This is a genomic window from Paenibacillus sp. FSL H8-0280 (genome assembly GCF_045040665.1).
In the GTDB taxonomy this organism is placed as follows: domain Bacteria; phylum Bacillota; class Bacilli; order Paenibacillales; family Paenibacillaceae; genus Paenibacillus; species Paenibacillus xylanexedens_A.
In genome coordinates this window covers 4,053,549-4,075,343 of sequence record NZ_CP150296.1, presented here as the reverse complement: position 1 = coordinate 4,075,343, position 21,795 = coordinate 4,053,549, and the positions used below count along the sequence as shown (strand labels likewise).

The following is a 21,795-nucleotide window of genomic DNA, read 5'->3' as shown; positions in this document are numbered from 1 at the left end:
ATAATCTCGATGGAACATGTCTCACTTAGACGAGAAGATAATCAGATTTTGGATAATGTACATTTGCGCATCGAACAAGGCGAACATTGGGTTATTCTGGGCCGGAATGGTTCTGGCAAAACAACGTTACTGGAAATGATGAATGGATATATGTTTCCAAGCCAGGGGCGCATTGAAGTACTCGGTAATCTGTATGGACAATGTGACGTCAGGGAAGTTCGTAAGGAAATCGGTTATATCAGCCAAACGTTGATTGAGAAACTTACACCCAGGGATCCGGTATGGGAGGTCGTCGCTACAGGAGCTTATGCTTTTTTGCGTTTTTATCAGACAATTCCTGATGAAGTCAAAGCAAAGGCAATGAGTTTGTTAGATGATATGGGCTTTGCCAATCTGGCTAACAACCCGCTTGGAACATTATCCCAAGGGGAGCGCAAAAAAGTCATGCTTGCTCGTTCATTAATGGCTGAGCCAAAATTGCTGATTATGGACGAGCCTTGTGCCGGGCTAGACTTATATGAACGTGAGAAGATGCTGGCTGAGATTGATCGTCTGCGCCAGCGTAACATTACAGTTGTGTATGTAACACATCATGTTGAAGAGATCGTACCTTTATTTACGCATGTGGCTTTGATCCGCGATGGACGTATTGCGGCGGCTGGCCCTAAGCATGAAGTTTTGACACAAGATACAATTAAGCATACGTACGATGTCCCGGTCGATATCCAGTGGGATGACGGTCGTCCGTGGATACGCGTACGTTCTGGAGGGTAACACAATTTGAGTACACAATCGTCTTGGGAAGAAGGCAACTTCTCCCGTTTTATCTGCACAGCCAATCATGGCTTTGCTCCTTATGCACAGGAAGAATTACGCCGTACGTTTGGTGCGGTTAAGAGCACAGTACTCGTACCAGGAGAAATTTTGCTTGCGGGTCTGCCTGTAGCAGAGGAAGAAGTTGCAGGTAAACTGTTGGAAGAATATCCAACGTTTTTACGTCATATCCAGCCTGTTCAGTTTCAAGAGAATACAGAAGATTCAGAGCAATCTATCGAGAGATTGATTGCATTTGTGTTGAATCATAAGGAACTGACCGGTGCTTCTGTCGTACTGCAGGTACGGAAGACGGAAGGGGCTTTTTGGCAAGAAAATTCAGCCTCATTGAAGCAATTGCTGACTGAAAAGCTGGATGAGCTAGGCTGTGAATGGGTTGTACGTGATGCTGAATATGTCATTTCTGTATTTGCTGCCAATGATATGTTGTATGCTGGCATATCCAGACCTGAACAGAACCTGTCAGACTGGAGCGGGGGAGCCGTACGTTTTCAAAAAGAAGATGGGCAGATCTCGCGGGCCAAATTCAAATTGCTTGAAGCCGAGCAAACGTTTGGCATTGACTTTACTTCATTTCATAAAGCACTTGATATCGGCGCTGCACCAGGTGGATGGACTTCGTTCCTGCTTGAACGCGGGCTTGAAGTAACGGCGGTAGATCCGGCGAAGATGGATGCGACACTGCTGGCATCACCCAAACTGACTTTCTTGAAAAAGAATGCAGGGGATGTGCGCTTCCGCGAAGGAGAGTTCGATTTGCTCGTATGTGATATGAGTTGGAGTCCGAAGCTGATGAGCCGACTTGTGTCGGATCTTCTATATAGCCTTCAGCCTGGGGGAACAGCGATTGTTACCGTGAAGTTATTGCATAAAAAACCGCTCGCACTCATTAAGGATGTTATCGATACGTTTGAGCGTTCGCGGATGCAGATTCAACGTTCCAAGCAGTTGTTCCATAACCGGGAAGAGATTACACTTTATATGGTCAAATATTAAGAGATCTAGCCTTGATTAAAGCTGCTAAAGGTATTATGAAATTGATTCGATTAAGCTCATTAATTTTTGTGCTTTACAATCTATTCCTGCCTGTACTATAATGATACCAATATTAACCATAACAAATCTGAGGGAAAGCATCCCGAAGCGAACAAAACCGGATATCCGGTCTGTTCTTCTTCGGTGAAGCTTTCCCTTTTTTGTTGTGTATTGAAGGAGGAATTGATATGAGACATCCGGCCAGGCTGGAACGCGGAAGCCTGCTGGGAGGTAGATATCGTATCGTATCCATTCTGGGAACAGGCGGAATGAGCCATGTATACGAGGCGGAGGATCTGAAGTTGCCGGGCAAGATATGGGCAATTAAAGAAAGCGTAACGATTATGCCATATGAAGGCAGTATGGAGACGGAGGCCGCTCTTCTGACATCACTTCGCCATCCAAGATTGCCGCAAATTGTTGATTTTTTTGTCCCCGATGAAGATGGGTACACGTACCTGGTGATGGAATACATCGACGGGTTAACGCTCAGTGAGTATTTCAAGCAGTGTCGTGGGAAGATCCCGATGGAGCAGTTGACGGAGCTGATGCTACAATTGCTGGATGTGTTGAGTTATCTGCATAATCTAAATCCACCTGTCATCTATAGGGATCTGAAACCATCAAATATCATGATCACTCCGGAACATGAAGTAAGATTAATTGATTTTGGCATCGCAAGGAGTCACAAACCGCAAAATGCCGAAGATACCGTTAAGCTGGGAACAGCTGGTTTCGCCGCTCCAGAACAATATGGCTCGGGTCAGACCGATGCGCGTTCAGATCTATATGGACTCGGAGCATTGCTGCTGTATCTTATGACAAGTGGGGCCTATACGGAATGGATTCAGGGTGTAGAAAGCTCTATCCGGAGTGATGTTCCACGGACGTACATCCCTGTGGCAAGGAGACTGTTAAGATATAATGCCGAAGAGCGATTCCAATCTGCCGATGAGGTGCGGAAGGAACTGCTCCGAATACCCGGTGGAACAACGCCTGGTGGGGATGCAACCATGACCTTGAATGGCGGAACAAGAGTTATTGCCTTGACTGGTGCTTCATCTGGTGTAGGGGTTACCCACACGGCTATAGCTATCAGTCATTATCTCGAAAGGCAAAACTTCAAAGTAGCTGTGATTGAAATGTCACCTCGCTCTCAATCCTTTGCAAGAATTCAACAAATCGCTCAAGCGGGTAAACCGGTGCCGGCAGGCAGACAGTTTGCAGTGGATGGTGTGCATTATTGGAAACAATCCGGGCGAGCGGATATTTTGTCTTTGCTTGGGGGGAGTTATCAGTTCATTGTGATGGATCTCGGTAGTGGTCAGGACCAGAACCGGCTGGAAGAATTCCTTCGTGCAGATCTGCCTATTGTGATAGGCTCAGGTGCCGAATGGAGACAGGCGGAGATTGGCGTTTTTGTTCGATCACATCATCGGTATCCACGAGAGAAATGGATATATTGTTTGCCCCTTGCAGCAAGTGAAGCAGTTCAACGCATTCGGAAAGCTCTGGATACATCGAGTGTATATGGTCTGCCGTTACATATCGACCCTTTTGACAAGGACGCACAGATGGATAAAGTGTTTTCTCATATTTTAATGCATATGATGGCACAGCAGCCCAAGAAACGTTCGTTCTTTTCACGAAGGAAAGTACATGATTAGAAGAGATTACGAAAGGAGAGCCTCTTTTGTCTAAATTAAGAAAACAAAGCCGTCAACTGATCTATGCCGGACTTATCGGAGCAGGAGCTGTAGGGTTGGTGTTCGGAGGATATGTTATTTACAATGTCAAAACGATGGGGGATGTCAGGTCAGCTGTAGAAGCCCGTTATTTATCGGCATATGAGGAAAAGGAAGCTGAATTAAAGCAACAATGGGATTCGGGAGCACAAGGATGGGTTACGATTCGGGATATTGAAGCAGGTGAACCGATATTAGCGGAGGATCTGAAGCTCATTGCTGTTCCGGATGCACAAGCACCGCGAAACCTCTGGTCCAGTACGAAGCAGATGGAAGGCCAAGTTGCCAAAATAGAGTTGAAAAAAGGAACAGCAATTACCACCGAGATGGTGTATGAGGATGTACCGGCTCCGCCTGATTTAAGAAATCGAGAGCTGCAAGTTGTATTACTGCCGTCCTCACTTGTTAAGGGAGATATTATTGATGTTCGTATCCAATTCCCTACCGGACAAGACTATGTTCTCTTATCGAAGAAAAAAGTGGAACGACTCAATGCAGCTACCTTATGGATTACGATGACGGAGGAAGAGATTCTGTCACTCTCAAGTGCAATTGTAGATGCCTATTTACATAAAGCTTCAATCTATGCCTTAACCTATGTAGAACCACAGTTTCAGACACCTGCAATCGCGACGTATCCTGCCAATTCAGAAGTGTTAAAACTGCTGGAGAGTGATCCGAATATTGTCCGACGAGCCGAACAGGAGTTATCCAGACAGGTGAGAAGTTCGCTTGAAAGTTCACTGGCCGCCTCCGTGACAGCACCGTCAAAAGGGGTTGAACAGGATGTGGCCCAATCCTCAGTTACATATAACAGTCGTCCATCATCAAATGATTCGGCAACGTCGGGTGGAGTGATGTGGAATGATGGTTCAGGAAACGGAGCAGGAGCTAATTCTGGAAGCGTAAATGATCCTGCTGAAGCTTCACAAACAGAACAGCAGAGCTTGCTAACGGGTGGAGAGTAGAGATTAATCTAAGGTTTTCACATTAAGATAATTCAGATAACAAAGGTTTAAAGAAACAGAAAGGAGTTGTAACATCTATGCATACATGGATCTTTGCGGGTTTATGTGAGAAGAATGATCTGATGTTATATCTTTGCAAGATATTGGCTTCGACAGGCAACAAGGTCTTGCTCGTAGATGGAACCTTACAACAGAAGTATGGGTACGGTGTAGGTGACGGTCAGCAGTCTTTGCGAATTACGGAATTTGAAGGATTTGATATCGCTTGTCATTTTGTCACTTCGGCAGCTGTAGAGAATCATCTTGAAGTAAATGGAGAGCGATTGGACAGTTATGATTATGTGTTATATGACATGGAGACTTCACATTTTGCTTCACGTAATCTCTGGCTAACCGCTGATGTAAGAGTCTGGGTGAGTGATTATGAGCGTTACAATCTGGAACGTGGCAAGGGCTGGTTGAAGCGGTTGCTTGAAGAACAGTCATTGCCGGGTGAGCTGTCATTTCAGCGGCTCTTAATTAACGGGGTTGACTGCAAGCTTGAAGCTCGTTATCTGTGGGCGTATCTGGAGGGCAGTCCGTTTGTGTGGACAGGAGAATCCTTAGTGCTTCCGTGGGATGAGTTAACAGCTGCGGTTAAACTTGAGAATGAGCATCATCGCCGAGTTCATCTTGGACCTTTGTCACGAAATTACAAAAAATCATTGTGTCGCGTGGTCGAGCAGTTAACAGGTTGGGAAAGTGTTCGCAGTCGCCGTGCGATGAAAGAAGCAGAGAGGATGAGAGCATGAGCACCATTACCTTTTGGAGCCCTTTTGCAGGAACAGGTTGCACTTCAAGCACATTAATTAGTGCTTATGCGATGGCACTTCACTACAGGACAAGAGTGTTACTTGTTAATGCAGGCCTTGCCGGAACTGGCACAGAAGCTGCTCTACCATCCAAAGATACGGATTCAGCGGATTTTATGTTCTCCTTTGAAGAGGGTGGCTGGGATGCGATTGAACGGCTGCATTCGAGTGGCAGTCTGAATAAGCACAATCTCAGGGATTATACCAAGCCACTTCTGAAGGAAAGACTTGATTTCCTAACCGGAAGAATTGATGAGATGGAACGTTCCCCGCAGGAACATGGTGAGACAGTGAAAAAGCTGCTAAATGTAGCTAACGAGTATTATGATCTGGTTCTTCTGGATGCGGATCATGCTGGTGTTGATTCACAGCTCAAGCTGCAACAGGCGGACTATGTTGTAATTAATCTCGATCAAAATATGCGAAATCTGGAGTTGTTCTTTGAAGAGATCCTGCCAGAACGAATGAACAATAAGAATATACATGTTGTCATTAACAAATACGATTTGCATTCCCGTGCAACGCTTTCCAATATTCGGCGCCAGTTCAAATACAAAGGCACGATATCTGCGATACCGTATACAACCGGATACTTGGATGCAATGAATCGGCGAGATGTCGCTAGATACTTGCAGTTGGAGAGTTTGACTGAGGATAAGGATATTCGTAAAGGGAGCTTTGCTGCAAGCATGAGCGAACTCGCTCGCCTGATTATGGACGGTGCAGGTATGCGCACAGTTCTGAAGAGGCTGGAAAGGGGAGCCTGAACCTCCGATGCTCTGGAATACCATATGGATAAGTTTAATTTTGATTCTATGCCTGACTTATATCTGGTTCAAGTATAGAACGTTTCTTCGTGAAAAGAATGCTCGTGTTCCTGAACAGGAATCATTCACGATAGACATGTTGATTGAGAAGGTGAAGAACTCACTTCATGAGCTTAGTCATAGTCAACTCGCGGATGCAGGTCTGCACGAAGAAGAATATCGTCGAAGAATTAATCAACGTGCCGAGATGAGAAAAGCACTGAAGGGCTGTGTCTCAGGCAGTATCAGCGACAAAACGTATGTCAAAAATCTGATAGGGGATCTGCTTACCCGAAGCATAGGGCTGAACAAATCAAATGTAGATGAAGTTATTTTGTTTGCAGAACCAGATTTGTTGACGATCCAGGACCGATTCGAAATTGTGTTTTATCTGTACCGACAGCAATTCGGTGTAGATGCACTCTCCCGCATGATTGATACCTACGATCTTGGCAGACTGAGAATGGAGGAAAGTACGGACGATGGAGGAAGTTATTATATCTCTGAGGAGGACATTCAGTATGTTTTCGAGTGCGAATATCGAGAGCTTGGATTCAGAGAAAAGACGGATATCATCGTGCAACGTATCTATCAGCATTATAAAGGGTTCTCGGTTGTTGATGAGATAAGGGACCAACGTATTGACGGCGTTAGTGGTGGTGTCAGCGGTATGCTTGATGCTGTTCATAATATGGGACTTCGAAAACCGGCATCATGGAATGATTTGCTGGATCAAGGACTGGAGGATGATGCACATGAAGAACCGCTTAGCGGCATGGAAAGTGTCTGGATTTTCTATAAAGGTAAGTCCATTCATCTATCCTTTCTGTCATTCGGAAGCATCCGTGAACTAAAAAGGGTATGCCAGAATATATACAAATACAATTATCCGGGACAGTTGTCGGAAGCAAGTGGATACAAGGTGAACGAGATGAAAGACGGCTCCCGTGTTGTTGTTGTTCGTCCTCCTTTTGCAGAATCATGGGCGTTCTTCGTCCGGAAGTTCGATATTCCGAATGCTTCACTTGAACAATTGATTACGGGTAACAACGCAGAACTGCCAATTACATTGCTTCAATACCTGATGAAAGGAAGCCGGATTACAGCTGTAACCGGGGCCCAAGGTTCTGGTAAAACAACGTTGCTTATGGCTATGGTCAAACACATCTATGCATCGTACACCCTTCGGGTGCAGGAGATGGCGTTTGAACTTCAATTAAGACGGATCTATAGCCGACGTAATATTTTGAGTTTCCGAGAGACTGAACACATTTCAGGTCAACAAGGGCTTGATTTGCAGAAAAAAACGGATGGTACCGTCAATATTCTCGGTGAGGTTGCGAGTGATGAGGTGGCCGCATGGATGATTCAAATGTCTCAGGTTGCCAGTCTGTTCACCCTGTTTACCCACCATGCCAAAACGTTTCGTGATCTGGTCTTCTCCCTCCGTAATTCCTTGCTCAAGACAGGTATGTTCCAGCATGAGCATATTGCTGAGGAGCAGGTTGTGAGTGTAATCAACTTCGATGTTCATATGAAGAAAGATGCTGAGGGACGAAGATATATCGAACGAATTACGGAGTGTCTTCCTCGTGCGAATCAAGGTGATAGCGTGGAAGAGAGGGCAGGTTTTACATTTCGTAATGTTGTGGAGTACAGAGATGGAGCGTATGTTGCAACAGCTCCAATCTCCTCTGGAAGCATGGTGGATATGCGAGAACAGATGACATTAAAGGATGCCGAGGAGTTTGAACAGTTTATGAAGCAATACTGGGGTGATCAGCATGACAATTAAATGGATTTTGCTCCTCGTATTAAGTATTTGTGCAGGAGGTTTGCTGATCACACTTCTGGTTTTAAGTATGTTACGTCACAGAGGAGGTGGTTCAACAAGTCAATCCGGCGTTATTTTAACTTCCGGCGGGAAGGGATTCAAGGGACTGGGATCACTCTTGTTGCAGTCCTACCGTTTTGGAATGAAAGTGCCACTGCTATCAGCTTATATTCTACAGGTGCAAAAACGTATTTCATTCCGCCATGTTGGGGATGAGCCTTCACTTCGCAGGCTGACGATGACAGTGGTTCTGATTATTCTTGGAGGTTATGGAGGCATAAGTGTCATTCTATTTCTTCTGCAGCCGGGTATCGCTTTTGTAATACTTTCCGTGCTCTGTGCTGTGGTACTAAACAGCCTGGTATTGGATATGTGCCTCAGTCGTATGGAGAAAAGGTTGCTGGTGCAGATGTTGGATCTCTTCGCAGATGTAAGGCATCGGTATCATCAGCATGGCATGGTTGAGGAAGCGCTCTATGAAGCCGCTGAAGCAGGTACAGGAGAAGCAGCAGAACAAGTAAGACTGATCTACGAAGCTCTGACTTCTCCAGATCCGAATGAAGCACTTGAACGTTATTATGAAGTGGCTCCCAACCGTTTTCTCAAAGGATTTGCCGGCGTTTCCTATATGGTCATGGAGTTTGGGGATAAGGACAGAGCACAAGGCTCTATTTATCTTAACGGACTTGGTAACCTGACTCAGGAGATCCATCTGGAGATTTTGCGGCGTGATAAATTGGATTACCTGCTCAAAGGACTTAATATCATCGCGCTAGCTCCGGTATTGTTCACCGCTCCAATCGAACGTTGGGCCAGAGTCAGTTTCCCAACGATGGATGAATTTTATCGCAGTAAAATCGGTTTTGTTACCAAAATATCAATCTATGTGATCATCATCCTTGCCTATTTGCTTCTGCAAAGGCTCCAGCAATACGATGAGACACGTTACCGGTCAGGGCATAAGCATTCATGGTTGGATCAGTTTCTGTACAGGCAGACCTTCATACGGAAATTGGCGATGTTGTTTGCAGCAAAACCTGGTAGTGCACAGTACAGTCAAACGATACGGCTCATGAGGGAGAGCAGCTCAGAGTTGAAATACGAATGGCTTGCCATTCGACGAGTGATGTTATTCGCAGGTTGTTTGGTTCTTACAATGGGTTGCATCTTGCTGTTGCATCAGGTTGAACGTAACCACATCTTGTATGATCCAATTCGCGATGATCGAATGTTTGGTGCAATGGCTGAAGCGGATCTCAGGAAAGCTGAGGAAAAAACAGCATTGGATCAATCCGTGCTGAAAAGTGTAGAAATGAACCGAGGAGCTACATACGAAGAAGTCGCCAACGCATTACAGCATTTATCTCCCGTTCAGATGGACCTTGATACCCAGAATGAGACCATCACGCGCATTATGCAGAAACTTGAGGTGTATAACAAGCAATATGTACGTTGGTGGGAAATGATTATAGCCATTCTTATGGGTGGAGCTGGGTACTACATGCCCGTATGGCTCATGTTATTTCAGCGGAAAATGCGAAGGTTGGATATGCGACATGAAATATATCAATTCCAGACAGTGATTTCCATTTTGCGTGAGATGGACCGGATGTCAGTCGAGGAGATATTGGAGTGGCTAAATCGATTTGCCGTCATTTTCAAGCGCCCGCTGCAAAAATGTTTGTTGCATTTTGAACATGGGCCAGAGCTTGCACTTGAACAATTAAAGGAAGAGGCGGGCTTGCCCGAGTTCCAGCGACTGGTTGATAAATTGCAGCTTGCCCTTGGCAAAATCTCAATACGTGAAGCCTTCGATGATCTCGAGAGCATGATGGCATTTTATTTTGAACAACGCAAGCAGGAGTACAGCAAAATGATAGATGTCAAAGCATCATGGGGGAGAACTATTGGATTTACACCTATGTATGCCCTCATCTTTTTGTATCTGGTTATTCCATTGGTCGGTATGAGCTTCTTGCAGATGAACATTTATTATGAGCAAATTCAGAAACTGTAGCACAATTCATCTGTGTGACAGTCTGAAATAGTTTAATAACTTATAACTTGGGAGGATTTATCATGAACAATGCATCAAGCGCTTTAAAGGTGGCAGCAGGGATATTCTTAACAATCGCTCTGATCACAATTGTAGTTCTGTTGTTTATTTCGGCTCAGGAGGCAACCAAGACGGCCCAGAACAATTTTGCTGATATCCAAACCGAGTTGTCCCAAGCAGCATTTACGGTGTATGACGGAACAACCATCAGTGGATCACAGGTAACGAATGCGCTGCGTAAATACGCGGACAAAGATCAGTTCGGTATTCAAGTTATTACAGGTAAAAATAAAGCGGGTCAATGGTATGGCAATCAATTAAACATTTCACAGGATCTCAATAATGCGGACTATGGCTCGGTTATTGCACCTGACGATAAAGTGGGAATTATTAACCAGACCATGAGTGAAAAAGACAATCAATATGTCAATCCAAGTGGTAAATTCAAAGCCATTATCGTAAAAGACCGTTCCAACGTGGTAAGAGGGCTGATCTTCCAGCAATCCTGACAGGAGTTGGTTTAACATGTCCCGGAATACCCAGCATCTCATGTTGTTTTGTACGGCGGTTGTCCTGTTTGTGACAGCCTGCCTGTACGGGCAACAGAATGTTAAGCTTTTATCAGCTTCATTGAACGACAGAGTACAGACAACAGCAGGCATGGAAGGTCGGCTGACAACAACACTGCATACCACCAATCCGTATCAGTATAGTGGTGCGGAAGTGTTGCATACCGTTAGACAGATGACAGGTACAGGCATCCCTGTGGAGGTAGATGGAACTTCGTATGTGATCGATCCACTTGTCAGCAAAACAGCGACTATTCCTGTCCAGCTCGATGCCACCTACAGACCGGAGTTTATACGAAATGAAACTGGAGAACTGCTCAAGATTGTTTTTTGGAAGGAGACCAGTGTGAATTGATTAATGCCGCATCCAAGCTGCTTGCCGTATTGCTCGCAGTCCTTTTGCTCTATGTGTACCCAGCTGCTGAAACAGCCGATCGGCAGGATGATATAGCACGTATGACGGCTGTTCAGAATGTAACACGCTTTGTTGATACTGTCCGAACGAAAGGATATATTTCACCTCGAATGTTGGCTGAGTTTGAGGAGCAACTGGCCCAGACGGGCAATCTGTATGAGGTGTCGATGGAACATTTGCATAAGAAATATGTACCTCATTATACAGACCCGATGGACAATAACAGTTTTAACGGGACCTATGAGGTAGTGCAGGATGGATATTATGCAGCTCAGATTCGAGAAAGACTATTCCCATCCTCAGGTGTGATACCGGTTGATGATCCTGGCCGAAGATATACGTTGACGACAGGGGATTTTTTCACCGTGACGCTCCAAAATACAAATCGTACACCTTCCATGCTCATCCGTGAATGGTTAAGTGGTACGGCTCAGGCTTCAGCGGTATTTGTAACATACGGAGGTATGGTCCTCAATGAAGATTACTGAGCTATCCATTGTATTCGTGCTGATCTTTTTCCCGCTCTTCTGGATCATCTCACTCCATACCCAAGATGCCGAAGAGGCTCAATATCTTGGTCAACGATACAGATCTGCACTTCAAACCGCAGTCATGGATGCAGGCGCAGTCATGCATCAGAATGAGAAACAAAATGATGAAGCAGGTTATGATTCAACCAAGTTTGTTAAAGCGGACAAAGAGCTTGCCTTGTTGACATTCACTCAGACGATGGCTTTGAATATGGGGATTCAGGATGATCCCGCAGCTATTCGAAACATGTTTAATTACATTCCTGCCGTGGTTATTCTGGATTATGACGGCTATTATATGTTGTCCACAGAAACAGAGTTGACAGGTAATCGTGAAGATTCTTTAAGGCAAGTGTGGAGCCCCAAGAAACCTTATACATATTCAGATTCTAATGGTAACAGTATTAACTTTACACTGGATGACTACGTATATGCCTTTGATGCAAGTGCAGGGAGATGGATTGAGGGATTCCAAAAAGAACTGGCTTCAAGCACACAGATTCCTTTACTTCAGAATACCAGCGTATTTGAGCAAGTTAGACAAAGCCGGATTGTGACTACGGTGCAGGATGATCTGGCTGATGTGATTAACCGCCATAATGAGTTTGCCAGAAAGAACGGTATTTCCTATACGTTTACGATGCCCCTGATTGCGCAGGAAGATTGGTACAACTCCATAAATGATACAGGGATTATGGCCTTTATCCAAGGTATAGTTGTGGGTGACCAGAAGATCAACAATTACGCAATTGGTGGAGGCAGACTTGTGAAGAAAACGGCGATAGTAGGTGGGGTAGATCCTTTAACGGGTATCAAGTACTACTACCCCTCCACATGTGGTAATGGTTACCGTGCTGAAGAGGTGTTCACAGACGCGAGACAAGCAGCTGCACAAGGCTATTTCGAATATAAATGCTCTAACCGTTAGGGTACCCTGTATGACAAAATTATGGAAGAGGTTCCTGAACTGTTTACATTACTTTCAGAAAAGACGGGACCTGTGCTAGAATAGGGTTTCGGAACAATCACAAAAGTAATGTCTAATAGATAGGAGCAACCTCATCTTATGAGTTTATTGTCAGTAGAGAACGTAAGTCACAATTTTGGAGATCGCACGTTATTTAAAAATGTATCGTTTCGTTTACTTGCCGGAGAGCGCGTAGGACTTGTTGGTGCCAATGGTGTGGGTAAATCCACATTAATGAACATTCTTACCGGTAAATTGCTTAAAGATAGTGGAAAAGTGGAATGGACACCTAAGGTCCGTTATGGATATCTGGATCAGCACACGAAGCTTACGCCAGGCAAAACCATACGTGACGTGCTTAAAGATGCATTCCTTCCGTTGCTTGAATTGGAAAAAGAAATGATGAATATTACGGACCAGATGGCAGATGCAGATCCAGATAAGCTGGAGCAGTTGCTGGAAGAGATGGGCGATATTCAGGAACAACTGGAGCAGGGCGATTTTTATCTGATTGACGTAAAAGTGGAAGAGATGGCCAATGGTCTTGGTTTGTCCGCAATTGGTCTTGATCGGGATGTCGCAGCTCTAAGTGGTGGACAACGTACCAAGGTGCTTCTTGCCAAGCTTCTGCTTGAGAAACCTACAGCTCTTTTGCTGGATGAGCCGACCAACTATCTGGATGTAGAGCACATTGAATGGCTGTCACGTTACCTGAAGGACTACCCGCACGCGTTTCTCTTAATCTCTCATGATACGGAATTCATGAATGAAGTCGTAAATGTCATTTATCATTTGGAATTTGCCAAATTAACGAGATATGCAGCGAACTATAACAAGTTCCTCGAGATGGCTGATATGAATAAAGCCCAGCATATTGATGCATACGAGAAGCAGCAAGAGTACATCAAGAAGCAGGAAGATTTCATTCAGCGTAACAAGGCACGTGCTTCAACTTCAGGTCGAGCGAAGAGCCGGGAGAAACAGCTGGACAGAATTGAACGTATTGATCGCCCAGATGAAGCAGCTAAACCAACGTTCAAATTCAAGGATGCCCGCGCGAGTAGCAAAACGGTCTTTGAGGGTATTGATTTTGAAATTGGATATACGTATCCTTTGCTGCCTAAAATGACAATGACGATTGAACGTGGTGAAAAAATTGCCATCGTAGGTTGTAATGGTGTGGGTAAATCGACGCTGTTGAAAACCATCCTGGGAAAAATATCTCCACTCAGTGGAAAGACTTTCTTGGGAGATTATCTGGAAACGGCCTATTTTGAGCAGGAAGTTCGTGCTGGGAATATCACGCCGATTGAGGATGTCTGGAATGAGTTTTCACATTTGACCCAGAATGAGGTCCGTGGTCATCTCGCTCGCTGTGGGTTGAAAAATGAGCATATTACCCGTCCGCTTAACATGCTGAGTGGTGGAGAGCAAGCCAAGGTTCGTTTATGCAAACTCTTGATGCGTGAAAGCAACTGGATTTTATTCGATGAGCCGACAAACCATCTCGATGTCACAGCCAAAGCGGAGTTGCAGCGTGCCTTGCAAGAATTCAAGGGAACGGTGTTACTGGTATCTCATGAACCTGATTTCTACGAGGGTTGGGTCACCAAAACATGGAATGTTGAAGAATGGTCTGAGAAAAACTAGACAATTCAAGCAATGCTTAATAGAAATGAACGGTGACAAAAAAATCCGTCTATGGTAATATAGGCTACAACTTCATATGAACACTAGGGGGGCCGCACGATGCGGCTGAGATGGAAGAATGCGATTCTGGACCCTTTGCACCTGATCTGGATCATACCAGCGTAGGGAAGTGGCGAGCGCGTTTCAGTGAATGACTTGAGCAAACGGCAATTCGAAGGATTCAACCGTCTGTTTAACGAATTGAAACATGCAGTTGCGTGTATAACGTTAAGGCTATAGGGTCTATAGCTTTATTGCACGAAATGAACTGTATGTATCAGTCAGTCATCTGGTCCTATAATTAATACGCAGCCACTCCCCTACGGGAGTGGCTTTTTTGTGTTTTCATAGCATTCACGCATGGAAGGAGATGAACAGTACGGTAATTTCTCATGAACATGTTCAAGAATCATTTGAATTGCATGTTGTATCTACGGGTGCAGGGGATCAAGCATCTTTTGTAAAAGCTGCAAAGGACGTTTGGCCATGGGTGGACTATATTCACATACGAGAGAAACAACTCTCGTGGCAACAAAAGATCGGTTGGGCTGAAAGTCTGCGTGGTGTTGGCGTTCCATCTTGTCGTATCGTTATCAATGGTTCAGAGCTGCCTTCACAGAATGACATCTATGGCGGTGTACATTGGGGGCAAGATGCGATACGAAACTATAACCCTGCTGTTATAAGCAATGTGCAACGCCTTCGTCTGGGTATATCTGTTCATTCAATCGATGAGGCAAAACTCGCTGAAGAACGGGGAGCCGATTACCTATTCTTCGGGCATGTCTACTCAACCAACAGTAAGCCGGATCTTGAACCAAGAGGATTATATGCTCTGGCTGAAGTGTGCTCTGGTGTCTCCATTCCTGTCATGGCGATTGGGGGCATCGAACCGGGAAACATTCACGCTATTCGCTTTGCAGGCGCACAGGGAGTCGCTGTGATCTCGAATGTATGGGCGAGCGATTCCCCGGATCGGGCGGCTGCATTATTAAGGCAGGCTATCGTTGCTACAGAAAGTCTGAGTCGCTGAATCAAGGAGATGAGAGGATGAAAAAGATCATTACAGATAGACCAGATAAGATTCATGCAGAAACGATTATTGTAGGCGGAGGCGTTGTTGGTTGTGCCATTGCGTATGAGCTTGCTTCCCGTGGACAGGATGTGCTGTTGCTGGAGCGTTCGGCGATTGCAGGAGGCACTTCTTGCGCGGCGGCTGGAATGCTGGCGGCAGATAGTGAGGCTTTTGCTCATCCTTTGATGGCTAAGCTCGCCAGGCAGAGTAGACAGTTACTTATTGAGCAACAGGTGCTAATGGCTACACTCAGTGAGGTAGAGGTTGGTCTGCAACGTCAGGGATTCCTAAATCCTTTTCGTTCATACAGTGAATTAAGTAGTTACAAGGACAATCGAAAGTCTGCGTTGTCTGCTTCTGCTGATGAGGTATGGTGGGATCGTTCCGTTGTGCAACAGGAGGCATCATGGCTTAACAGAGATACGTATGGGGCCTACTACAAACCTTACGAGAGTGAGGTTATTCCCGTCCATCTAACGAAGGCATATGCTGAATCCGCTCAAGCACTGGGAGCGCGGGTTATGGAGGACATACAGGATATACGTGTGCAAGCAAACGAACACGGCGTGCAGGGGATCACCACATCGATCGGTGAGATGAGATGCAAACATGTCATTATAGCGGCTGGATTACAGAGTGAAGAGCTGATGAGACATGTGAATCTGAGCTTGCCTGTGTGGTCGGTAAAAGGTGAAATAGCCGCCGTTCAGTTCTTAGATGAACATGCAGGGTACAGACCTGATAGAACGGTGTATGCAGAGGATATCTATATTGTTCCCAAAGCCAATGGAGAGGTTTGGCTCGGGGCAACCAGTCTGCCAGGCAGAACGGATCTGAGCGTTTCTGTACAGGGTGTTCAGAAGCTGCTAACAGCGGCTACCCACTGGGTGCCTGGGATGAAAGAAGCAGAATTTATACGAGCGTGGGCAGGCGTAAGACCGGCAACTCCGGATGGTCTGCCTTATATAGGTGCTTGCGAAAGTGTTCCCGGGCTGTTTGCCGCCTTTGGACATTACCGCAACGGTATCTTGCTTAGTGCGATAACTGGCAGGCTTATCGCTGAATTGCTCGCGGGCAAAAGCTCAGAAGAGCTCGGAATTGAGGCGCTGAGCCCTGAGCGATTGAACAGAAAGGGAGTGGTGCAGTGAATATCATCGTTAATGGTCAACGGATGGAGATTGAAGACAGATTGAATCGTGTGGATAAACTGCTTCAATCTTTAGATCTGCAAGTCAAGACTGTAGTTGTAGAGCTGAACAAGCATATTTTAACCCGCGAGTATCATGAAACGACAGCATTAAGAGAAGGCGATCGAATTGAGATTGTACATTTTGTAGGAGGCGGTTGATGATGTTGAACATTGGTAAATATACGTTTGAGTCCAGATTGTTGCTCGGAACAGGCAAGTTTTCGGATCTGGAAGTGCAAAGTCAGGCTGTGGAAGCATCTGAAACGGAAGTTTTGACCTTTGCTGTTCGTCGTCTGAATTTGGAGGAACGTAATCAGAAGCATTTCCTGGATACGTTGGATTTGGATAAATACACACTTCTTCCGAATACGGCGGGGGCTTCCACTGCGGAAGAGGCGGTGCGGATTGCCGAGCTTGCACGGGCTTCAGGACTTTGTGATATGATAAAAGTCGAAGTCATCGGAGATGGAATGACGTTACTCCCAGATCCGATTGAAACGTACAAGGCTTGCGAAATTTTGCTTGAAAAGGGCTTCACGGTATTGCCTTATATTTCGGATGATGTCATTCTGGCCAAAAGGCTGCAATTGCTTGGCGTACATGCTGTAATGCCTGGCGCTTCTCCCATCGGAGCTGGCAGAGGCATCATCAATCCATATAACCTTGAAGTCATCATAGAGCAGGCCGTTGTTCCTGTAATTGTAGATGCAGGATTGCGCTCCCCAAAAGATGCTGCTTATGCGATGGAACTTGGTGCCGATGGCGTCTTGTTAAATACAGCCGTATCCGGATCAGGGGATCCAGTGAACATGGCTAAAGCGATGCGATTGGGGGTAGAAGCGGGTAGATTGGCATATGAGGCAGGCATGATTCCCGTAAAGCGTTATGCAGCAGCCAGTAGTCCGGTGGAAGGAATGGTTCATACATGACAGATCAAATAACATCTTCCGAGCAGGCCGATCGGTATTCCAGACAGGAACGGTACGCGCCACTTGGCAAGGAAGGCCAGGCCAGATTAAAGGGCAGCAGAGTTTTAATTGTAGGCGCTGGCGCACTCGGAACAGGAATTGCAGAAACGTTAGTTCGTTCAGGAGTCGGACACTTAACGATTGTGGATCGTGATTATGTGGAGTGGAGTAACCTGCAGCGGCAGCAATTATATGTAGAACAGGACGCGATGGAGCGGATACCGAAGGCAATGGCGGCGGAAAAACGTTTATCTGCCATTAATTCCACGGTTCATGTGGAAGGGAAAGTGTTGGACGTCAGAGTAGATGAGTTGGAAGAACTCGTTCAGCATACAGACTTGATCATGGATGCAACGGATAATTTTGATACCCGATTACTCATTAATGATATGGCACAGAAGCACCGTATTCCCTGGATTTATGGTGGATGCGTAGGTAGTTACGGCATCACCTATACGTTTATGCCTGGAGATACGCCATGTTTAAATTGTTTGCTGGGTGAAGTCCCTCTGGGTGGAGATACCTGTGATACGTCTGGCATCATACCTCAAGCCGTACAGATGGTAACGGCGAATCAGACCGCAGAGGCGATGAAGTTACTTAGTGGCAATGCAAATGCATTGAGACGTAAGTTATTGTCATTTGACGTGTGGAGGAACGAATACATATCCATCAATGTGGATGGTGCGAAAAAGCAAGACTGTCCTTCCTGCGGTACTTCGGCAACGTATCCATATCTTTCTGCGTCCAATCTGGAGAAAACAGATGTGTTGTGTGGCAGGGACACCGTTCAGATCCGACCTGCACGGCGCATGAATCTGGATCTTCAACATACAGCAGATCGCCTGAACAGGCTTCAAGAAGGAAAAGTGGAATCCAATCCGTTTCTGGTTTCTTTTACAACAGGAGTCCATAGAATGGTCATTTTCCAAGATGGACGTGTCCTCGTACACGGAACAAAAGACACAGCTGAAGCACGTACGCTCGTCCATCGTTACTTTGGTTAAAGCAAGAAAGAAGCAAAGTCTGTTCCCTTGAGGGAATGGACTTTTTCATTTTACGGCATGCTAACTGTACCAACCATTGCTGCGAGCAGTGGGGATAGAGACAGGCCGGGTGAAAAAGAGTGAAAACAGCCATTTTGCTGATTGGAGCAGGAGAGCAGGTCAGCCTTATTCAGGATGTTTTATGTAGCGAAGGGTATGAGGTGCAACGAATGGAGTGGTCCGAACTAAACCAATCCGTCGAGCCTTCGTTGTTGCATATTAATCTGATCATCCTGGTAGACCGGGAAGAGGGGACGAAACATTGTGGCCAGGATCAGAAATTAGAATTAAAACGATGGTTAGATAAAGGTCAGGTTATACCTCTACTGGTTATTACTTCAAATGCATTTCCTCAGTTCATCGTGGAATGGCTGGATTATGGAGCTAATGACGTGATGGAGGAACCTATCCACATGACCGTAATGCTTGCCAGAATACGAAACTTATTGCGTGTTTTTGCGAATGCAACACCAGAGGGCGAAGAAGTAATTGTAGTTCATGATCTTAAAGTGAATTTACGTTCAAGACGGGTAAATCGTGCGGGTGAATACCTGACATTAACACCAAAAGAGTACGAATTGCTGGAATTTCTGGCCCTGCATGTGAATGAAGCATGTACCCGGAGTGATATTTTGCGGGAAGTATGGGGATATGAGTATGCGATGGATACCAACGTTGTGGATGTGTATATCAAACATCTAAGGGTTAAGGTGGATAAGGGAAGAAGTGTGAAACTGATTCATACTGTGCGTGGGATCGGTTATATGTTGCATGATAAAAATTAGATTACGAAGTTAGTTCCATGAATCACCAGTTTAAAGTGTGGCAAAAAGAGGGTAAAAATAAAAGACCGGAACATATCGTCCGGCCTTTACTTATTAGCAATTTAGAATTCTAAAGTACACGACGGGCTTTAACATACGTTCTCTTCCAAGTACCAGAGTCCAGATCAGAGAGGGTTACGCCTGGAGATCCGTACGTGTGCAGAATCTTACCATTTCCCGCATAAACGCCTACGTGAGTGACATTGGAACCGGTAGAACGGCTACCGCTGGAGAAGAATACCAGGTCGCCGACACGCAGATTAGCTTTGGACACAGCTGTGCCTTCTTTGGATTGTTTCACGGAAGTGCGCGGCAAATCTACACCATACTTTTTGAAAATATATTTCATAAAAGAAGAGCAGTCAAAAACTTTGGTTGTTGTAGTTGAAGCACCAAATTTATATGGAGTTCCAGTAAATTGTTTACCATAGTTAACAATCTGTTGACCTGTGGATACAGAAGCAGTTGCTGCCTGTGCAACAGGTGCGTTAGTCATTAATACAGCTCCAAAACCTAGTGTAGCGCACAACCCGACGGTTACGGCCTTTTGGACAAAGATGTTTGTTTTCATGTTAGTTAGTACCTCCAAAATTCGTTTTCGTTAAGTTGCTAGAGCGAGTATAACAGCTTTGTAACAACCTAGAAATTGGATAGGGGAGTGTAATCCCTTGCGCCACAATGGTTTGGGTATGTTTATTAAAATATGATTAAAAATGTCAAAAAATTAATCATTGACGGATGAAGAATAATGATGAAACAACAAAGACCCTTGAATATCAAGGGTCTTTATTATGTGTGAACCTATTTTCTTCATTGAATCACTGGTTACAAAAACGTAATAAATAACTATATAGCATTCGAATAGATTCAATCTTTGCTCTGAATAATCAGTAATAAGCCGCTATCGATAGTGACTGTACCGGAGGAACCTAAGAGCTGGTTGCTTACACCCAAGGATTGTCCCATGCGTATGGTGGCTTGATCTAGCGGATACATAAAACCCTCTAGAGTTATTCCTGTAACTTCATGAGTCAAGGGGAGCAGAGAAACATATTTATAGTCACGGTGCTCAACTTCAGCTTTGGATGTGGTCAGTGTCATGTAATTGTGCTTGTCCTGAATGGCACAGGAGATATGATGCTGCATCGCGCGAACCATGATATGTACATTGGCGAGTGTGTGATCCATACGTGTACCTGTAGCACCTAACATTAAGATGTGAGAAGGTTCGTAATCTAGCGCTGTCTCAAAAGCCATTTCTGTATCAGTAAGATCCTTATGAACAGGGTCACATGTAATGAATCGAATGCTATTGTTACTTACAATGATACGTTCCTCTTCATTAATGGAGTCGAAGTCTCCAACTGAAATGTGTGGCTGAATGCCGTGTTCAATTAAAAATAATGCACCGCGATCGGCCGCGATGATCATATCATCTTCTCGTATTTCCTGAAGTAATTCTACAGATAAGTTTCCGCCTGTAAAAATAACAATCCGTTTCGCCGTCATTTTATTTCATCCTTCCTAATTCAGAGAAAAATAGTTCATAGTCCAAACATAATGTTGGAACCTGTACAAATATATTCACCAAACCAGTATAATCCACAAAATGTGGTTGCACAATTTAAGTGCTCGCGGATACAATGGGTAGAGCGACATGGAGATGACTTGAAAAGTGAGGTTTGAACAGGTTGGACTTACACATTTTTGAAGTATTCAGCATTATAGGCACTATCGCATTTGCAATGTCCGGCGCTTTCGTGGCAATGGAAGAGGAGTATGACATTCTGGGTGTACTAGTGCTTGGACTTGTCACGGCATTCGGAGGCGGGATTATCCGGAATGTACTTATAGGTATACCTGTAACGACACTGTGGAGTCAGGGATCACTTATTATGTTAGCCTTAGTATCTGTAGCGGTTGCGTTTATATTGCCTCTCAAGTGGATTAGTCACTGGAAGCGAACAGAGGCGTTGTTTGATGCAATTGGACTCGCAGCATTTGCAATTCAAGGGGCACTGTACGCGGCGAACATGGGACATCCCATTAGCGCAGTTATCGTTGCAGCAGTAATGACCGGTATTGGTGGAGGCGTTATTCGTGATGTGCTTGCTGGACGTAAACCGCTTGTATTGCGTGACGAAATTTATGCTGTATGGGCAATGACAGCCGGTTTTGTTATAGGTATGGGCTGGTTAACAACGAATGCCGGATTATTATTTTGTTTTGCGGCCGTTGTGTTCTTCCGGATGTGTTCTGTACATTATAAATGGAAACTGCCACGTCGTTCGCTCGTACCATCTGAGACCGGAAACGTCAGTCCTCAGCCGGAGAACATTGTGACACAGCCAACATCGTCGGTACTTCAAGGTACGTTAAGCAAAGGGGATTAAT

The 21,795-nt window shown here is 45.1% G+C and carries 22 protein-coding genes and 1 riboswitch; of the genes, 20 read left to right on the top strand and 2 right to left on the bottom strand.

The window, feature by feature from the left end:
• From MHI12_RS17775 to MHI12_RS17685, 19 genes are all read left to right on the top strand, one after another.
• Window positions 1-774, top strand: coding sequence for an ABC transporter ATP-binding protein (locus MHI12_RS17775; RefSeq protein ID WP_405173016.1), 774 nt, complete (start codon window positions 1-3; stop codon window positions 772-774).
• Window positions 775-780: 6 nt separating this feature from the next.
• Complete coding sequence (locus MHI12_RS17770; RefSeq protein WP_405169919.1) at window positions 781-1,830, top strand: SAM-dependent methyltransferase; 1,050 nt, start codon at window positions 781-783, stop codon at window positions 1,828-1,830.
• A 227-nt stretch (window positions 1,831-2,057) separates the two neighbouring features.
• On the top strand, window positions 2,058-3,536 hold the full coding sequence (locus MHI12_RS17765) for a serine/threonine protein kinase (protein ID WP_405169918.1): 1,479 nt from the start codon (window positions 2,058-2,060) through the stop codon (window positions 3,534-3,536).
• A 26-nt stretch (window positions 3,537-3,562) separates the two neighbouring features.
• A complete protein-coding gene (locus MHI12_RS17760; protein ID WP_405169917.1) occupies window positions 3,563-4,582 on the top strand; it encodes an SAF domain-containing protein in 1,020 nt (339 codons plus the stop codon).
• Window positions 4,583-4,659: 77 nt separating this feature from the next.
• A complete protein-coding gene (locus tag MHI12_RS17755) occupies window positions 4,660-5,373 on the top strand; it encodes a hypothetical protein (protein WP_340914263.1) in 714 nt (237 codons plus the stop codon).
• On the top strand, window positions 5,370-6,200 hold the full coding sequence (locus MHI12_RS17750) for a hypothetical protein (protein WP_405169916.1): 831 nt from the start codon (window positions 5,370-5,372) through the stop codon (window positions 6,198-6,200). Before MHI12_RS17755 ends, MHI12_RS17750 begins: the two co-directional genes overlap by 4 nt.
• 7 nt (window positions 6,201-6,207) lie before the next feature.
• A complete protein-coding gene (locus tag MHI12_RS17745; RefSeq protein ID WP_405169915.1) occupies window positions 6,208-8,034 on the top strand; it encodes an ATPase, T2SS/T4P/T4SS family in 1,827 nt (608 codons plus the stop codon).
• Window positions 8,024-10,090 (top strand): hypothetical protein, encoded by a 2,067-nt coding sequence (locus MHI12_RS17740; protein WP_405169914.1) that lies wholly within the window; start codon window positions 8,024-8,026, stop codon window positions 10,088-10,090. Before MHI12_RS17745 ends, MHI12_RS17740 begins: the two co-directional genes overlap by 11 nt.
• A 62-nt stretch (window positions 10,091-10,152) precedes the next feature.
• On the top strand, window positions 10,153-10,638 hold the full coding sequence (locus tag MHI12_RS17735; protein ID WP_062834890.1) for a hypothetical protein: 486 nt from the start codon (window positions 10,153-10,155) through the stop codon (window positions 10,636-10,638).
• Window positions 10,639-10,654: 16 nt separating this feature from the next.
• Window positions 10,655-11,053 (top strand): hypothetical protein, encoded by a 399-nt coding sequence (locus tag MHI12_RS17730; RefSeq protein ID WP_341007876.1) that lies wholly within the window; start codon window positions 10,655-10,657, stop codon window positions 11,051-11,053.
• Window positions 11,050-11,601: a hypothetical protein gene (locus tag MHI12_RS17725; protein ID WP_405169913.1), complete on the top strand. Its 552-nt coding sequence runs from the start codon at window positions 11,050-11,052 to the stop codon at window positions 11,599-11,601. Before MHI12_RS17730 ends, MHI12_RS17725 begins: the two co-directional genes overlap by 4 nt.
• Window positions 11,588-12,571, top strand: a complete 984-nt coding sequence (locus tag MHI12_RS17720) for a hypothetical protein (protein WP_405169912.1) — start codon at window positions 11,588-11,590, stop codon at window positions 12,569-12,571. The genes MHI12_RS17725 and MHI12_RS17720 overlap by 14 nt, the downstream gene beginning before the upstream one ends.
• A gap of 138 nt (window positions 12,572-12,709) precedes the next feature.
• On the top strand, window positions 12,710-14,260 hold the full coding sequence (locus MHI12_RS17715; protein ID WP_036613631.1) for an ABC-F family ATP-binding cassette domain-containing protein: 1,551 nt from the start codon (window positions 12,710-12,712) through the stop codon (window positions 14,258-14,260).
• A gap of 75 nt (window positions 14,261-14,335) precedes the next feature.
• Window positions 14,336-14,445: riboswitch (TPP riboswitch) on the top strand.
• Window positions 14,446-14,669: 224 nt separating this feature from the next.
• On the top strand, window positions 14,670-15,332 hold the full coding sequence (locus MHI12_RS17710) for a thiamine phosphate synthase (RefSeq protein WP_341007873.1): 663 nt from the start codon (window positions 14,670-14,672) through the stop codon (window positions 15,330-15,332).
• Between the two features lie 17 nt (window positions 15,333-15,349).
• Window positions 15,350-16,522: a glycine oxidase ThiO gene (thiO, locus tag MHI12_RS17705; RefSeq protein ID WP_405169911.1), complete on the top strand. Its 1,173-nt coding sequence runs from the start codon at window positions 15,350-15,352 to the stop codon at window positions 16,520-16,522.
• A complete protein-coding gene (gene thiS / locus MHI12_RS17700; RefSeq protein WP_341007871.1) occupies window positions 16,519-16,722 on the top strand; it encodes a sulfur carrier protein ThiS in 204 nt (67 codons plus the stop codon). The genes thiO and thiS overlap by 4 nt, the downstream gene beginning before the upstream one ends.
• 2 nt (window positions 16,723-16,724) lie before the next feature.
• A complete protein-coding gene (locus tag MHI12_RS17695) occupies window positions 16,725-17,492 on the top strand; it encodes a thiazole synthase (protein ID WP_341009873.1) in 768 nt (255 codons plus the stop codon).
• Window positions 17,489-18,538: a ThiF family adenylyltransferase gene (locus MHI12_RS17690; RefSeq protein WP_341007870.1), complete on the top strand. Its 1,050-nt coding sequence runs from the start codon at window positions 17,489-17,491 to the stop codon at window positions 18,536-18,538. Before MHI12_RS17695 ends, MHI12_RS17690 begins: the two co-directional genes overlap by 4 nt.
• A gap of 119 nt (window positions 18,539-18,657) precedes the next feature.
• Window positions 18,658-19,362 (top strand): winged helix-turn-helix domain-containing protein, encoded by a 705-nt coding sequence (locus tag MHI12_RS17685; protein ID WP_405169910.1) that lies wholly within the window; start codon window positions 18,658-18,660, stop codon window positions 19,360-19,362.
• A gap of 109 nt (window positions 19,363-19,471) precedes the next feature.
• Here MHI12_RS17685 and MHI12_RS17680 read toward each other — a convergent pair whose 3' ends face one another.
• Entirely contained in the window at window positions 19,472-19,972 is a 501-nt protein-coding gene (locus MHI12_RS17680) for a C40 family peptidase (RefSeq protein ID WP_405157375.1), read from the bottom strand.
• A gap of 296 nt (window positions 19,973-20,268) precedes the next feature.
• Window positions 20,269-20,910, bottom strand: coding sequence for a thiamine diphosphokinase (locus MHI12_RS17675; RefSeq protein ID WP_341007867.1), 642 nt, complete (start codon window positions 20,908-20,910; stop codon window positions 20,269-20,271).
• A gap of 182 nt (window positions 20,911-21,092) precedes the next feature.
• Here MHI12_RS17675 and MHI12_RS17670 point away from each other — a divergent pair, with 182 nt between their 5' ends.
• Window positions 21,093-21,794 (top strand): trimeric intracellular cation channel family protein, encoded by a 702-nt coding sequence (locus MHI12_RS17670; RefSeq protein WP_341007866.1) that lies wholly within the window; start codon window positions 21,093-21,095, stop codon window positions 21,792-21,794.
• Window position 21,795 lies beyond the last annotated feature (1 nt).

Bases quoted from the DNA above. Each gene is read 5' to 3' on its own strand.
- MHI12_RS17715 (WP_036613631.1), top strand. From the start codon at position 12,710: ATGAGTTTATTGTCAGTAGAGAACGTAAGTCACAATTTTGGAGATCGC.
- MHI12_RS17730 (WP_341007876.1), top strand. From the start codon at position 10,655: ATGTCCCGGAATACCCAGCATCTCATGTTGTTTTGTACGGCGGTTGTC.
- MHI12_RS17710 (WP_341007873.1), top strand. From the start codon at position 14,670: ATGAACAGTACGGTAATTTCTCATGAACATGTTCAAGAATCATTTGAA.
- MHI12_RS17765 (WP_405169918.1), top strand. From the start codon at position 2,058: ATGAGACATCCGGCCAGGCTGGAACGCGGAAGCCTGCTGGGAGGTAGA.
- MHI12_RS17745 (WP_405169915.1), top strand. From the start codon at position 6,208: ATGCTCTGGAATACCATATGGATAAGTTTAATTTTGATTCTATGCCTG.
- MHI12_RS17675 (WP_341007867.1), bottom strand. From the start codon at position 20,910: ATGACGGCGAAACGGATTGTTATTTTTACAGGCGGAAACTTATCTGTA.
- MHI12_RS17735 (WP_062834890.1), top strand. From the start codon at position 10,153: ATGAACAATGCATCAAGCGCTTTAAAGGTGGCAGCAGGGATATTCTTA.
- thiO (WP_405169911.1), top strand. From the start codon at position 15,350: ATGAAAAAGATCATTACAGATAGACCAGATAAGATTCATGCAGAAACG.
- MHI12_RS17690 (WP_341007870.1), top strand. From the start codon at position 17,489: ATGACAGATCAAATAACATCTTCCGAGCAGGCCGATCGGTATTCCAGA.
- MHI12_RS17680 (WP_405157375.1), bottom strand. From the start codon at position 19,972: ATGAAAACAAACATCTTTGTCCAAAAGGCCGTAACCGTCGGGTTGTGC.
- MHI12_RS17695 (WP_341009873.1), top strand. From the start codon at position 16,725: ATGTTGAACATTGGTAAATATACGTTTGAGTCCAGATTGTTGCTCGGA.
- MHI12_RS17750 (WP_405169916.1), top strand. From the start codon at position 5,370: ATGAGCACCATTACCTTTTGGAGCCCTTTTGCAGGAACAGGTTGCACT.
- MHI12_RS17740 (WP_405169914.1), top strand. From the start codon at position 8,024: ATGACAATTAAATGGATTTTGCTCCTCGTATTAAGTATTTGTGCAGGA.
- MHI12_RS17720 (WP_405169912.1), top strand. From the start codon at position 11,588: ATGAAGATTACTGAGCTATCCATTGTATTCGTGCTGATCTTTTTCCCG.
- MHI12_RS17755 (WP_340914263.1), top strand. From the start codon at position 4,660: ATGCATACATGGATCTTTGCGGGTTTATGTGAGAAGAATGATCTGATG.